The following is a 14,154-nucleotide window of genomic DNA, read 5'->3' on the forward strand; positions in this document are numbered from 1 at the left end:
GCCTATGCAAAGCTTCGACTTCAGCACATTGAGTGCGCGGGACAAATACAAGATTCTGATCGGCAGCGTGGTGCCTCGGCCGATTGCGCTGGTCACCACGATTGATGGCGAAGGCCGGATCAATGCCGCGCCGTTCAGTTTCTTCAATGCGCTGTCCGCCGACCCGCCGATCCTGGCGCTGGGCGTGGAAAACTACGGCGACCAAAGCCCCAAGGACACCACCCGCAACATCCAGCTCAATCAGGAATTCACCGTCAACATCGTCAGCGATGCGCTGGTGGAGGCGATGAATGTGTGCGCGGTGCCCTTCGCGCCCGGCTTCGATGAGTTGACGGCTGCGGGGCTGACGGCGATTGCCGGCACCACGGTCAAATGCCCGCGCATCGGCGAGGCGCCGGTGGCGTTGGAGTGTCGGCGGATGATGGCGCTGTCCATCGGGCAGTCGCGGGAAATTATCTTCGGGGAAGTGTTGATGGCGCATGTGCGGGACGAATTGATCGACCCGAAAACCTTGTACATCGATCAGCTGGGGCTGGATGCGATCGGGCGCATGGGTGGGCATGGCTATGCGCGGACCCGGGATTATTTCGATTTACCGACGCGGTCGTTGCAGGCGTGGACGGATGCGCCGGGGGGTGGGGAGCGGTTTTGGCCTGTCACCAAATGATCGTCCCTTAACTGATCGTTCCCACGCAGCGTGGGAACGATCTCACTGGGTTCAATCAGTACCGTATTTCGGCGAACGCGGTCCGTACAGCAAGCCCGCCGGTTGACCGGCCGACAGCAGGCGCGCACTGGCCACACCGGCAATCGGGTGACCGGCGTCGGTGGCGCTGTTGATCACTTGCTTGACCGCTGCCGTAATCAGCATGCCAACCAAGCCGCCGCCACCGTTGTTGCCGCCCTCTTCGCTCGAAGCCCGGGCCGAGCCGGTCCACAGGGTGGTGCCGCTCTTGAGGTCTACCAGTTTCGCGGTGGCGGTCACCACGGTTTCGCTGCTGATGATCATGTAGCGCGTACCGTAGTCCGTCACGGTGATGTACAACGCCGCATCGGCACCGAAAATTTCCTGCAGCTTGTTGGCCGGGGCCTGGTGAATGTCCGCCGGTGTGGTCAGGCCATTCTGGCGGAATGTCTCATCGACCAGGGTGATCGGCAGCACGTAGTAACCGGCTTCTGCCAACGGGTACGTGACCTGCGACAACATGCTGTAGGACGCCTTGACGTCCGGCGAGTTGTTCAGCGGCGGCAGCACCAGAATGGTTTTCGGACGGGCTTGCTTGTACGCCGAATAGTCCACGGTCTTGGGGCTGACGCAGCCACCGAGCACAGCCAGCGCCAGCAACCCGGCCATCAGTTTCAATGAACGCGCGATCATTGGGTGTCTCCGGTCTTGGCGTTTTTAAGCAGAAAATCCATGTACGGCGTCGACTCGGGAAACAGGGTTTTCTCAGTCCTGAACTGCTGCACCATCTGATCGTCCTTGCCCATGCTCAGGTACAACAGACCGAGGTGCGCGTGATAGCCAGGCGGTGGCGTCTTGCCGGTGGACTTGATCTTCTGCAGGTCGCGTTCCAGCGCTTCGGCCTGGGCTTCCTTGGGTGCTTCACCCTTGAAGTACTCGTAAACTTCCGGCTGGTAGCTTTCCCACTGGTAAAGGGTTTTCGGGCCGGCGCAACCGGCCAACAGGCCGCTGACCAGCAATGTCGACGCCATCAGCGCCCACGACACATACGTCTTGAACATGTTTTTACCGCTCCTTGTCATCAACCTTGATCAGTTACCCGGTTTCCATGCCCCGGCGTTCATCCCGTCTACCAGGCGATTGATCGCCTCGCGCATGGCCAGGTCGAGCACTTTGCCGTTGAGGGTCGAATCGTAGGCAGCGGTGCCGCCGAAGCCGATGACTTCACGGTTGGACAAGGCGTACTCGCCCGCGCCCTGAGTCGAATAAACCACTTCGGAGGTGCTGATATTGACGATGTTCAGGTTGACCTTGGCGTAGGCCACCTGGGTCTTGGCGCGACCGAGAATGCCGAACAGTTGGTGGTCGCCGGTTTCTTTGCGGCCGAACTCGGTGACATCACCGGTGACCACAAAGTCAGCACCCTTGAGGCGCTGGGACTGGCCCTTGATCGCGGCTTCCTGCTGGATCTCGCCCATGTTGTCGCGGTCCAGCACGCTGAAGCGGTTGGTTTGCTGCAAGTGAGTGATCAGGATGGTCTTGGCCTGACCGCCGAGGCGATCCACGCCGTCGGAGAAGATCCCGCGCATGTAGCTTGAACGGTTGTCGAACTTGCCGACCGCCATGGGTACACGAACACCGGCATACGGCACGCTGGCGCTTTCGACTTTTGCGACTGGCAAGGCGCGCGAGCTTTCCGTGGCGCAACCGGCCATGCTGCCCAAAAGGGCAATCGCTGCCGCCGATACCAACATCCGAGAGATCATTCTCACTGTGCATTCCTTCTGAAAAACGGTTTATCCCGGCACGGCAATAGCCAACCGCTGCGGGTTGCAGCGGCGAAAAAGCGAGGGGGAATCAAATCGATAATCGACGTGCGGGACGTCGGCGGCCGGCATTATGCCAAAGTGCCATCACTGATAACAGTGTTTAATTTTTTATTGGCGCCAATGCATTGGCTGTCGCGATCAGTGGTTGGGATCAGTGGAAATCGCGGCTGCGCACGCTGATGCCATCCAGCAAGGGGCTCAGGTCGCTCAAGCGTCCGGCAATCAGGTGGCGCACCCCGCCTTCCTTTTCCCAGCGGCCATCGACCTTGAGCAACTGCGAGCCGACCAGCACTTTTCGCTGCCGATCAGCCAGGTCGCGCCAGACGATGACGTTGATGTTGCCGAATTCGTCTTCGAGGGTGACGAAGGTCACGCCACTGGCCGTGCCCGGCCGTTGCCGGCCGGTGACCAGCCCGGCGACGCTGACCGGTCTCCCGTGCTCGACCTCCATCAGCTCTTTCGAACTGCGGCAACGTCGGGCTTTCAACTCACCACGCAACAACGCCAATGGATGCGGACCCAAGGTGGTGCCGACACTGTTGTAGTCGGCCAGCAGGTCCTCGCCCACTGTGGGTTTGGGCAGATAGATCGCAGGTTCTTCCTGACTCGGCAGGCCGGCAAACAAACCGAGTTGCTTCTGCACCCCCGCCACTTCCCAGCGCGCCCGATGACGATCGCCGGCCAGCCCCCGCAACGCACCGGCATCGGCCAGTTGCTCCTGGGCACGGGCGTCGAGTCGCGCGCGCTCGCCCAGGTCGGCGATGTCGACAAATACACCCTTTGCCCTCGCCGCTTCGATGCGCCGGGCATTGTCCTCGCGAAAGCCCTTGATCATCCGCAGCCCCATGCGAATCGCCGGCTGCGCGCCGGTGATCGGTTCGAGGCTGCAATCCCAGTCACTGGCGCGCACGTCCACCGGGCGAATCTGCAAATGATGCCGGCGCGCGTCCTGCAGAATCTGGTCCGGGCTGTAGAAACCCATGGGCCAACTATTGATCAGCGCACAGGCGAAGGCCGCCGGTTCATGGCATTTCAACCAGCAACTGGCGTAGGTCAACAAGGCGAAACTGGCGGCGTGGGACTCTGGAAAACCATAACTGCCGAAGCCTTTGATCTGTTCGAAGATCTGCGCGGCGAACTCGGCCGTATAGCCGTTTTTCTTCATCCCGGCGGCCAGCCGATCCTTGTGCGGTTCCAGTCCGCCATGGCGTTTCCAGGCGGCCATGGATCGACGCAACTGATCAGCCTCGCCGGGGCTGTAGTCGGCGGCAACAATCGCAATCTGCATCACCTGTTCCTGAAACAGCGGCACGCCCAAGGTGCGTTTGAGCACGACTTCCAGCGCCGGGGACGGGTAAACCTCGGGTTCCTCCTTGTTTCGCCGTCGCAGGTACGGATGCACCATCCCGCCCTGGATCGGCCCCGGACGGACGATTGCCACCTCGATCACCAGGTCATAGAAGGTCCGGGGCTTGAGCCTCGGCAGCATCGACATTTGTGCCCGGGATTCAATCTGGAACACGCCGATGGTGTCGGCACGGCCGATCATGTCGTAGGTTTGGACGTCTTCGGCGGGGATCGTCGCCAGGCTCAAGTCCAGATGGCGATGACGGCGCAGCAGATCAAAACAGCGGCGGATCGCACTGAGCATGCCCAAGGCCAGAATATCCACCTTGAGCAGCCCCACCGCATCGAGATCGTCCTTGTCCCACTGAATGATGGTGCGCTCGGCCATGGCAGCGTTTTCCACCGGCACCAGGCTGTCCAGTGGCTGCTCGGAAATCACGAAACCGCCGGGGTGTTGGGACAGATGCCGGGGGAAACCGATCAGTTGCTGAGTCAAACTCAGCACCCGGCGCAGCACCGGGCTCTCGGGGTCGAAACCGCCTTCAAGCAGGCGCTCCACGGGCGGCGTTGCATCGCTCCAGTGGCCGCAGCAATCGGCCAGGGCGTTGATCTGATCCGGTGGCAAACCCAGGGCCTTGGCCACATCGCGCACCGCGCCGGCCGCGTGATAGGTGCTGACCACTGCCGTGAGCGCGGCGCGGGTCCGGCCATAACGCTGGAACACGTACTGCAAGACCTCCTCGCGGCGCTCGTGTTCGAAATCGACGTCGATGTCCGGTGGTTCATTGCGCTCTTTGGAGAGAAAGCGTTCGAACAACAGCGTGGTGCGGTCCGGGTCGATTTCCGTGATGCCCAAGGCAAAACACACCGCCGAGTTCGCGGCAGAACCCCGGCCCTGACAGAGGATTTTTTGTTCACGGGCAAACCGCACAATGTCGTGCACCGTGAGGAAGTAGCTTTCATAGCCCAGCTCGGCGATCAGCTCCAGCTCCTTGTCGATCTGCACCAGCACCTTGGCTTGCGGACCGTCCGGCCAGCGCCACGCGATCCCTTCTTCGGTCAGATGCCGCAGCCAGGACGTGGCCGTCTGGCCTTGCGGCACCAGCTCGCGGGGATACTGGTAACGCAACTGGCCGAGGTCGAAGGTGCAACGCCGGGCAATGGTCAGCGTTTCATCGAGCAGTGCTTGCGGGTAGATCGATTGCAGGGCATCGAGGCTGCGTACATGCCGCTCGCCGTTCGGATGCAGCCGCAACCCGGCCTCGGCCACCGGCAGGTGATGACGGATCGCGGTCATGGTGTCCTGCAAGGCGCGCCGTCCACGGGTGTGCATGTGCACATCGCCGCTGGCCACCGCAGGAATCCGCAGTTCCCGAGCCAGGGTCAACAGCGCGTCCAGTCGCCGGGTGTCGTCCTGCCCGCGATGCAACTGCACCGCCAGCCACAGGCCATCGGTGAACGTCTGTTTGAGCCAATGACCGCTGGCAAAATCATCGACCGTGTCCGGCACCCACAGCGCCAGCAACCCCGGCATCGGTTCACTGAAGTCCTCACGCAGCACTTGATACTGGCCTTTCTCCGTGCGGCGCCGCGCCCGGGTGATCAACCGACACAGGGTCTGGTAACCCTCAAGGTTTTCCACCAGCAGCACCAGCTTCGGACCGTTCTCGATGCGCACTTCACTGCCGATAATCAGCGGCAGCTCCACGGATTTGGCCGCTTGCCAGGCGCGGACGATACCGGCCAGGGTGCATTCATCGGTGATCGCCAGCGCTTGATAGCCGTGTTTTTTCGCCCGCTGAAACAATTCCAGGGCACTGGAAGCACCGCGCTGGAAACTGAAGTTCGACAGGCAGTGCAGCTCCGCATACTCGACGCTCATGCGAACCAGCCTTGCAGCCACAGCGGGCCACCCTCACCCACCGCACGGTAGGCCCAGCCCTGCTGGCCGGAACGGGTTTCGATCAGGTAGTAATCGCGGCGCACGTCGTCGCCGTCCCACCAGCCGGACTCGATGCGCTCCGGCCCCATGAGGATCCGTGTCGAGCCTTCGTGTACGGCCTGCGGCTCCGTCAGCAACCAGCCCGGACGCTGCACGCCCGCCAATCCCGCACACAGTTGTTTGTCGGCCCGCGCCTGCCACGCGCACTCTGGCCGGTGATCGGCCTGGAAACGCAAGCCATGCACCGCGTCATCCCCGAGCCGTGCACGCAAGCGTTCGCGCAGTTGCTCCCAGGGCAAGGTCTGCTGCGGACGGTCGTCGAACAGTTCCTGACGTTGCGGGACGAAGCTCGGCAGGTCTTCGGCGCGCAGCCGAAAACCGCGCACCGGGGCCTCGACCTGCACCTGTTCCAGCCGTCCCCGGGCCAGTTCGAAGAGCATCGCCGGATCGCGCTCGGCGCTGAGCAGGCCGACCTTGATCAGCGTGTCCGGCAAGCCGGCGTGTTCCAGGTGCAGGTCGAAACGCTGCACGCCACTGTCCCGGCCACAAAGGAAGGCCGACAGATCGCCGGTCAAGCGACGCAATGGAAACAACAACGCCTGATGGGATTGCACATCGAAGTTGAGCTCGATGCGCACATCAAACCGGTCCGGCGGCAGGTAGAACGCCAGCGCCAGCCGCCGCTCGCCGAACAGCGCATCCAGGTGCTTGAGCACTTTGGCCTCGAAACGTCGCGCCAGGCTGTTGCGCGGCAACGCCTGAACCTGGCTCAAGGTGCGCAACCCCATGCGCGACAACGCCGTGGCCACCGCCGGTTCCAGGGCGATCCGGTCAACCGGCAATTGCCCCAGGTGATAGCGCAAGGCTTGATCGTCCGGCACCACCAGGCCGTCATACATATTGGCCAACACCCGCGCAGCCACCGGGTTGGGCGCGGCGACGATCCGATGCCGAAAGCCCAGTTCGCCGAGCTCGGCACGCAACCGCGCCTCGAACTGCGGCCACGGCCCGAACAACCCCAGGCTGGATTCGATTTCAAACACCACGGCACGCGGGTAATGCACGCTAACCTGAGAGCTGAACCGATAGGCCCACGCCGCCAGGAACTGTTGCCAGTGCTCGATCTCGGCGACATCGTATTCGGCCGTGACAAAACCTTTGCTCAAGGCCTGGGCGGCGGTCATCGACTGCCCCGGGCGCAAACCCAGCGCCCGCGCCGGAGCGTTGACCGCTTGCAACACCCGGCGCTGTGCCGGGCCCGTCAGCAGCGCCAACGGTTCATCAGGATCGGGGCGCTGACGCAGTACCGCGTCCAGCGCCAATTGCGGGAAGAGAATGCACACCCAGCGCATGGCAACCTCAATGCCCCACGGGAAAGGCAATCGGCGCCGAACGCGCCAGCCCGCCCCGACACTTGAGCACACGCAACTGTGCAGGCCGGGCATCGATGGCGATGCGCAGCGCCGCAGGCGAAGGGTTGATGGCTTCGTTGATCGAGCGATAGGCGAACGCCAGGGTCGAGCCGGTTTCGGCCGCCACCTGCAAGCGTCGCAGCGCCCGGTCATCGGCCTTGTGCGGCCAGCACAGCACCGCGCCGCAACTGCCCGAACGCAGGCATTGTTCCGCTGCCCACAGCGCATCGCGCTCGCTGGCCTGGATGATCGACAACTGGCGCAGATCGACCCCGGCGTTCTGCCAGGCCTGGGGATACGGCACGTAAGGCGGCGCCACCAGCACAATGCGCTCGCCCGCCGCCGACAGCCGCGCCAGGGCCGGCCACACCAGTTGCAACTCGCCAACGCCCTGCCCGGCCAGGAGGATTTCGGTCAGCGCCGCCTCCGGCCAGCCGCCGGTGGGCAACGCCGCGTCCAGCGCGGCATGCCCGGTCGGTTGCGGGCTGACAGATGGTGGCGCAGGCCGGCCCTTCCAGACCTGGCCGCCATTGAACAGCGTATCCAACGCAACGACGGCGCCCATCACCCTTGCCTCACCAGACCGCAGAACACGCCTTCGATGGCCAGGTCCTGATTGGCCTCGACGATGATCGGCTTATAGGCCGGGTTGCGTGGCAACAACCGGACAACATCGCCGACCCGCTCGAAACGCTTGATGGTGACTTCGCCGTCGAGCCGCGCCACGACGATCTGGCCGTTGAGCGCTTCGGGATTGCGGTGTACGCCCACCAGGTCGCCGTCGAGAATACCGTCCTCGATCATCGAGTCGCCCTGGACCCGCAGCATGTAGTCCGGCACTCGCGAGAAGATCGACGGGTCGAGCAGCAAGCGGCTGTGCACTTCGGCATCGGCACCGATCGGCGCACCCGCCGCGACCCGCCCGAGTACCGGGATGTCCAGCAATTCGGGCCGCGCCGGTTGCCCGAGCAAACGAATGCCCCGGGCCTGATGCGGGTTGACCTCGATAAAACCGGCCTCGGTCAGCGCCAGCACATGCTTGCGCGCCACGCTGCGAGAGGCGAAACCAAATGCCTCGCTGATTTCAGCGAGGCTTGGGGATTGACCGTGCTCCGCGATTCGATCACGGATAAAGGTCAGGATGGCGGTACGGCGGGGAGTTAAAGTCGTCATGGAGTACATTTGTACTCTTTCGGCATTTTCCTGGCAAGGACCGCCAGTCAGCTCAAGCCACGCGACGCCAGAAACCCTGCGATGTAATCGATGAAGGCCAGCACTTTGGCGGTTGCCCGCCGATGGGGTACACCGCCAGGATGTAGGAGCCAAAACTGTCGGGATCGATGTCGTAATCGGCCATTACCCGCACCAGCCGCCCATCGGCGATGTACGCCGCGGCACTCCACAACGGCGTGTGCAGCAAACCGCGTCCGGCCAGTGCGTTGGCCAGCAGCAGGTCGTAGTTGTCACTGCGCAATCGTGGTGATTGCGGTTGCGCCAGGCTCAATCGTTGCCCGTCGCGCTCGGCCCACCAGAATTCGCGGCTGAGCAGCGGATGACGGTAGAGCAGCCATTCGTGGTCATCGAGGGTGTCCGGCGTGACCGGCAACCCCTTGCGCGCCAGATATTCAGGGCTGGCGCATAACGCCAGCCGATTGCTGCCGACGACGCGAGCAATCAACCCCGGCAAATCGTCATGCCCCTCGCGCAACGCCAGGTCGTAGCCGCTTTCCAACAGGTTGACGAACTCATCGCACAGGTCCACTTGCAGGTTGATCTGCGGGTATTGCTCCAGAAAGCCGCCGCACACCTGATCGAGAAAAGCCTGCCCATACGCCAGCGGCGCGGTGATTTTCAGGTTGCCGCGCAGGCCATGCTGCAACTGCTCGATTTCCTCGCCGGCCTCCTCCAGCCGCTGCAACACCTGGCGTGCGGTTTCCAGATAAAGACGACCCGATTCGGTCAGCAAAATCCGTCGGGTGCTGCGTTCGAACAAGCGGGCGCCGAGCTCCGCTTCGAGGTGATTGACCGCTTTGGTCAAGGCCGACGGGGTCTTGCCCAGTTGCTCGGCGGCGCGGCTGAAACTGCCGAGTTGCGCCGTGACCACGAACATTTTCAATGCACCCAACTTGTCCATTCTTTTTCCATTCAGGCAAAAACGTTTTTCGTGAGCGAGGCGTTCTGCTGGCCGTGACAAGCCACTAATCTGGCCATCAGACGCAATAACAAGGAAACATTCAATGAAAAGATTCATCCCGAATCTATTGATGGCCGCCGTCAGTTTTGCCTCGATGGAAGCCATGGCAGCGGCCGATCTGGTGCTGTTCAATGGCAAGATTTTCACCGCCGACCGCGCGCAACCGAAGGTGCAGGCGTTGGCGGTGCAGGACGGCAAAGTGCTGCAAGTGGGCAGCGATGCGCAGATCAAGGCTCTGATCGCGTCGGGCACCAAAGTCGTCGACCTCGGCGGAAAAGCCCTGATGCCCGGCCTGATCGACAGTCATTCCCACGCCATATTCGGCGGTCTGGAAATGACCTCGGCCAATATGGAAGACGAGGTGGTCGACCTCGACGAACTGGAAAAACGCCTGAAAGCCTGGCGCAATGACGGCAAGGCCAGGCATGGCGATGTGCTGGGCGTGGCCGGCATGAGTTCGGCTTATTGGGCCCAGGCCGAAGCTTTTGGCCAGAAATTCAACGTTGGCGAGTGGGCCAAGGTGCCCGTGGTGTTCACCGGCAGCGATCACCACACCGCGTGGGCCAACAACGTGATGCTCGAACGCGCCGGGATTGATGCGGCGCTGCTCAAGTCATTGCCGGACGCCGAGAAAGACACGATCGGCAAACTCGCCGATGGCAGCCCCAACGGTTTTCTGGTGGACGCCGGCTGGGATCGCGTCGCCTCGAAGATGCCGGTGCCGAGCCCCGCCGACATGTTGAAAGCCGCGCAATCCGCCGTGCGCTACAACAACAGCCTGGGCATCACCGCGTGGATGGACCCCGCCGCCAACGCCGCACCCGGCGAACCCGTGTTCGCGCTCAAACCCACGGAGAACACCGTCGGCGTGCTGCCGGTGTACAAAGCGCTGGCCGAAAGCGGCGGCATGAGCGCCCACGTCGCCGCACTGCTGGTGGCCAATCCGAAAAGCGTGCCGGCCGATCTCGACACCCTGGACAAGGTCCGCCAGCAATTCCAGGGCATCCCGAACCTGACCTTGCCCGGGGTCAAGATCTTCGCCGACGGCGTGATCGAATACCCGGCGCAGAGCGCGGCGATGATCGATCCGTACAGCAACTCGCACAAACAGGGTGAACTGCTGATCGATCCGAAGCACTTTGGCGAATTGGTCAGTGCCATCGATCAGCGCGGCTGGCTGGTGCACATCCATGCCATCGGCGACCGCGCAGTGCGTGAATCGCTGAACGGCATCGCCCAGGCGCGCAAGGACCGCCAGAGCGGCGTGACCCACTCGATCACCCACCTGCAAATGGTCAACCCGAAAGAGTTCGCGCGGTTCAAACCGCTCAACGTCATCGCCTCGATGCAACTGCTGTGGGCCAGCGCCGACGAGTACACCCTGGACATGATCAAGCCGTATGTCAGTGCGCTCGCTTTCCGTTACCAATACCCGGCGCACTCCTTGCTCAAACAGGGCGCGACCATCGCCGGCGCCAGTGACTGGGCGGTGTCTTCTCCCAACCCATGGAACGCCATGGCCCAGGCCATCTCCCGAGAAGGCCCGCTGGGCGTGCTGAACGCCGATGAGCGCATCGATCGCGAAACGATGTTGTATGCCTACACCCTGAACGCTGCGCGCACCATCGGCCTGGAGAAGCAGATCGGTTCGTTGAGCCCCGGCAAGCAAGCCGACTTCATCGTGCTGGACCGCGACGTGTTCAGCGTCGACAACAAAGCCCTGCATGACACCCAGGTGCTGCAAACCTGGTTCGCCGGTCGCGAAGTCTACGCACCGACGCTGTAAGAAAAATCATCTGAAACCACTGCCCGCCCCCCGCGTTTGTCGCCGGGGTTCGGCGCAGCCTTGCCGTAAAAAATCTGCCCATAACAATCACAATAACGGGACGCACCTCATGAAAGCTTTCACCCTGTTCGCCCTCGGTTCCTTGGGCCTTCTTCCCTTGAGCAGTCAGGCGCTGCCCTTGAATGACGATTTCGCCCTACTGGTCGACCTGACCCTGGCCAGCGACTACCGCACCCGTGGCATTTCGCAAACCCAGAATGATCCTGCGGTGCAGGCCGGTTTGACCTTGGCCCACAGCAGCGGGCTGTACCTCGGCGCATGGAGTTCAAACGTCGATTTCGGCGGCGGTCTGAAGACCCGGCAGGAAGTCGATTACTACGCCGGTTGGCTCTGGCAAGCGACCGATACGGTCAGCCTGGACCTTGGCTATCTCAAATACGCTTACCCCAGGGAGAGTCAGTTTAACCAGGGTGAGACCTACGCAATCCTCAGCGCTTATGGCGTGAAGCTGGCGGCCTATTATTCCGCGGATGCGCCAGGCATCGACAGCAAGCAGAGCTCGCTGTACAGCTACGTGGGCTACGAAACCGAGTTGCCTTACGACACCGGTCTGAAACTGCGATACGGCAACATGGATTTCAAGGACCCGCACCTTTACTCGATGTCAGGCCAGGCCGAAGACTCGTACCGCGAATGGGAGGTCAAACTGTCCCACGAACTGGCCGGTGTAATGCTGGGTTTGAGTTACATCGATACTGACCTGTCGAAAAGCCAGTGCGTCAGTAATTGGGGTTATGGAGATGTCTGCACCGCGACCGTAGTAGCAAGCCTGAGCAAATCCTTCTGACCCCCACAGGATTGCGTTGAAGCTTAAATTTCAGGTGCGCTTGAGGATCTGGTCCATCACCCAGTCGGTTTTCAGCGCGTGTTCGGCCATCGCCGGATGCTGCGCTTCGCCACGGATGTGCGCGTTCATGCCCAGCACGTGATGCCACTGGATGTGCTCGTGATGGTCGATGTGCAGGCTGAGATTTTCATCCGCCTCAAGTCGCACCGGGTGCTCATCGAACACCGAAAAACTGATCCGGCCCTGGCTGCCGATCAGTTCTACCTGATCTTCGCGGCGGTCGGCGACGAAATTCCAGCAGCCCATGCCCAGGGCACCCGAAGCAAACCGCCAACTGGCGCTGACGGCGTCTTCGGCGGCATACAAACCGGCCTGCCGCGCGGTAAAACCGGCGACTTCGACGATATCCCCGAGCAAATACTGAAACAGATCAAAGCCATGACTGGCCAGGTCGGCGAAGTAGCCGCCGCCGGCAATCAGCGGGTCGGTGCGCCAATTGTCGGCGCCACCCAAATCGTTCGGTGAAGGCGCCTTGGTCAGCGTCCAGGACAGATGCCGCACCTCGCCGATCCGCCCCTCCTCCAGCCACTGCCGCACTTGTTGAAAGCGTGGCAGCGAACGTCGGTAATAGGAAACGAACAGGTGCAGTCCGACGTCGGCAAAGACCTTTTGCATCTCGCGGCTTTGCCCGGCATTCAGCGACATCGGTTTTTCGACGCAGCAATGTTTGCCGGCTGCGGCGACCTGCAAGCTATAGGCGTGGTGACTGTCGGGTGGCGTGGCGATGTACACCGCGTCCACCTCAGGATCATTGATCAGCGCTTGCGCATCGGTGTAAACCCGGGCGATGCCGTGACGTGCGGCGTAGTCGGTCACCGCGTCCAGCCGCCGCCCCATCACCGCCACCAGTGCCGAACCGGGAGCCTTGTAAAAGGCCGGCCCGCTCTTGCGTTCAGCGACACTGCCACAACCGATCATGCCCCAGCGCACTACGTCCATGTTCTCTCCTTATCCTTAGCCGATGCGCAACGCGCGCAGGTCCAGATGGCCGTCCTTGAGCGGCGGGCACCAGTAGTAGCCGCCGGTGATCGGGCGGCTGATGCGATACAAACCGTCGGTAATGCCGTCTTCCAGTCCGCTCATGCGCCGCAGTTGGGCTTCGAAGGCGTCGAGGGAAAAACCGAACGCCAGAAACATCAGGCCGGCGCGGTCCCCTTCGATCCACGGCATCGAGCGACGGACCACGAACGCCTCAGGGGCGAAGCTTTCCTGGGCGGTGCGTTTGACGTGGGCGGAAATCGGCGCGTCATCGAGTTCTTCGTTATCGCTCAAGCGACGGCCCATGATGTTGTCTTTTTCCTGGGACGGCATCGCGTGGAAGCCTTTCAGATCATGCTGCCACTGCTGGATCGCGGCGAAGCTGCCACCGACCAGTCCTTCCGCGCCCTCGCCCAACAACGCGGCGGCCACGGCGGCTTCGTCGTGCGGGTTCTCGGTGCCGTCTTCGTAGCCGGTCAGGTCGTGGCCGGTCATGTGGCGGAAGGTTTCGTTCATCTGCACCAGGCGCAGGGCCGGTGCCAGCGCGGCTTCGATGGCGTTGCTGCGATTGAGCAGTTCACCGCGGTCGACGCCGTGTAGCCAGCACCAGAGCGCGTGTTGGGTCGACGGGTTGTCGACGCCAACGCCGGTCAGCGCCGGAAACGGTCGCAGGCCATCGATCTGTGCATGCAGCGCCTTGACCAGGGATTCACCGAAGCCGACCACCGCCGATTTTCCGTCCACCAGTTGCATCAAGTTGTCGAGCGCGGCCGGCAATGCTTCGGCGGATTCGAGGGCGAAGAACATATGGCGGGCTTGAGGCGGAACGGGGGTGGCGAGAATGCCCGGCTGGTAGTAACTCATATGAACTCCTTGAAAAAGAGCACGGAGTTTAACCGGAGCACGAGGGTTTGTGTGGCTTTGGCATCCTTCCCCACACGGCGAAATCGCGCTGGGCTCTGATTGCGAAACGCGCTGGGGCTTATCGTTAACACCGCTGAGCAGCGCCGGCAAGACGCCGCCCATCAACACCAAACAAAGGCTAGGCTTTTCAGAGACTCGAATGGCCCGCAT

The 14,154-nt window shown here is 62.3% G+C and carries 12 protein-coding genes and 1 pseudogene; 3 read left to right on the plus strand and 10 right to left on the minus strand.

The annotated features are described in order from the left end of the window. Positions 1-4 precede the first annotated feature (4 nt). Positions 5-667, plus strand: a complete 663-nt coding sequence (locus JIO00_RS16485; RefSeq protein WP_010460992.1) for a flavin reductase family protein — start codon at positions 5-7, stop codon at positions 665-667. Between the two features lie 51 nt (positions 668-718). Here the strand turns inward: JIO00_RS16485 and JIO00_RS16490 are convergent, their stop codons facing one another. From JIO00_RS16490 to JIO00_RS16525, 8 genes and pseudogenes are all read right to left on the minus strand, one after another. Beyond that, the gene (locus tag JIO00_RS16490; protein ID WP_010460994.1) at positions 719-1,378 is read right to left on the minus strand and encodes a DUF799 domain-containing protein; all 660 of its coding nucleotides are present in this window, start codon (positions 1,376-1,378) and stop codon (positions 719-721) included. Further along, complete coding sequence (locus JIO00_RS16495) at positions 1,375-1,716, minus strand: DUF4810 domain-containing protein (protein WP_370655164.1); 342 nt, start codon at positions 1,714-1,716, stop codon at positions 1,375-1,377. The genes JIO00_RS16490 and JIO00_RS16495 overlap by 4 nt, the downstream gene beginning before the upstream one ends. 60 nt (positions 1,717-1,776) lie before the next feature. Further along, entirely contained in the window at positions 1,777-2,451 is a 675-nt protein-coding gene (locus tag JIO00_RS16500; protein WP_169857804.1) for a CsgG/HfaB family protein, read from the minus strand. A 214-nt stretch (positions 2,452-2,665) separates the two neighbouring features. Next, complete coding sequence (locus tag JIO00_RS16505; protein ID WP_200666327.1) at positions 2,666-5,764, minus strand: error-prone DNA polymerase; 3,099 nt, start codon at positions 5,762-5,764, stop codon at positions 2,666-2,668. Beyond that, a complete protein-coding gene (locus JIO00_RS16510; protein WP_200666329.1) occupies positions 5,740-7,155 on the minus strand; it encodes a Y-family DNA polymerase in 1,416 nt (471 codons plus the stop codon). Before JIO00_RS16510 ends, JIO00_RS16505 begins: the two co-directional genes overlap by 25 nt. Positions 7,156-7,162: 7 nt before the next feature. Then, positions 7,163-7,780 (minus strand): translesion DNA synthesis-associated protein ImuA, encoded by a 618-nt coding sequence (imuA, locus tag JIO00_RS16515; RefSeq protein ID WP_010461005.1) that lies wholly within the window; start codon positions 7,778-7,780, stop codon positions 7,163-7,165. Next, positions 7,780-8,397, minus strand: a complete 618-nt coding sequence (gene lexA / locus JIO00_RS16520; protein ID WP_042932007.1) for a transcriptional repressor LexA — start codon at positions 8,395-8,397, stop codon at positions 7,780-7,782. Before lexA ends, imuA begins: the two co-directional genes overlap by 1 nt. 38 nt (positions 8,398-8,435) lie before the next feature. Further along, positions 8,436-9,349: pseudogene (locus JIO00_RS16525) on the minus strand (LysR substrate-binding domain-containing protein). A 103-nt stretch (positions 9,350-9,452) separates the two neighbouring features. On the opposite strand from JIO00_RS16525, the gene JIO00_RS16530 reads away from it, so the two are divergent. Beyond that, entirely contained in the window at positions 9,453-11,195 is a 1,743-nt protein-coding gene (locus tag JIO00_RS16530) for an amidohydrolase (protein ID WP_200666331.1), read from the plus strand. A 109-nt stretch (positions 11,196-11,304) separates the two neighbouring features. Then, on the plus strand, positions 11,305-12,042 hold the full coding sequence (locus JIO00_RS16535; protein ID WP_077749691.1) for a TorF family putative porin: 738 nt from the start codon (positions 11,305-11,307) through the stop codon (positions 12,040-12,042). Between the two features lie 30 nt (positions 12,043-12,072). Here JIO00_RS16535 and JIO00_RS16540 read toward each other — a convergent pair whose 3' ends face one another. Continuing rightward, on the minus strand, positions 12,073-13,041 hold the full coding sequence (locus JIO00_RS16540; RefSeq protein WP_102593979.1) for a Gfo/Idh/MocA family protein: 969 nt from the start codon (positions 13,039-13,041) through the stop codon (positions 12,073-12,075). 15 nt (positions 13,042-13,056) lie between these two features. Further along, positions 13,057-13,944 carry a Dyp-type peroxidase gene (locus tag JIO00_RS16545; RefSeq protein WP_077749693.1) on the minus strand — a complete coding sequence of 296 codons (888 nt, stop codon included), beginning with the start codon at positions 13,942-13,944 and terminating at the stop codon, positions 13,057-13,059. Between the last annotated feature and the right edge of the window lie 210 nt (positions 13,945-14,154).

It is taken from the genome of Pseudomonas sp. SW-3 (assembly GCF_016615645.1).
Taxonomy (GTDB): Bacteria; Pseudomonadota; Gammaproteobacteria; order Pseudomonadales; family Pseudomonadaceae; genus Aquipseudomonas; species Aquipseudomonas mandelii.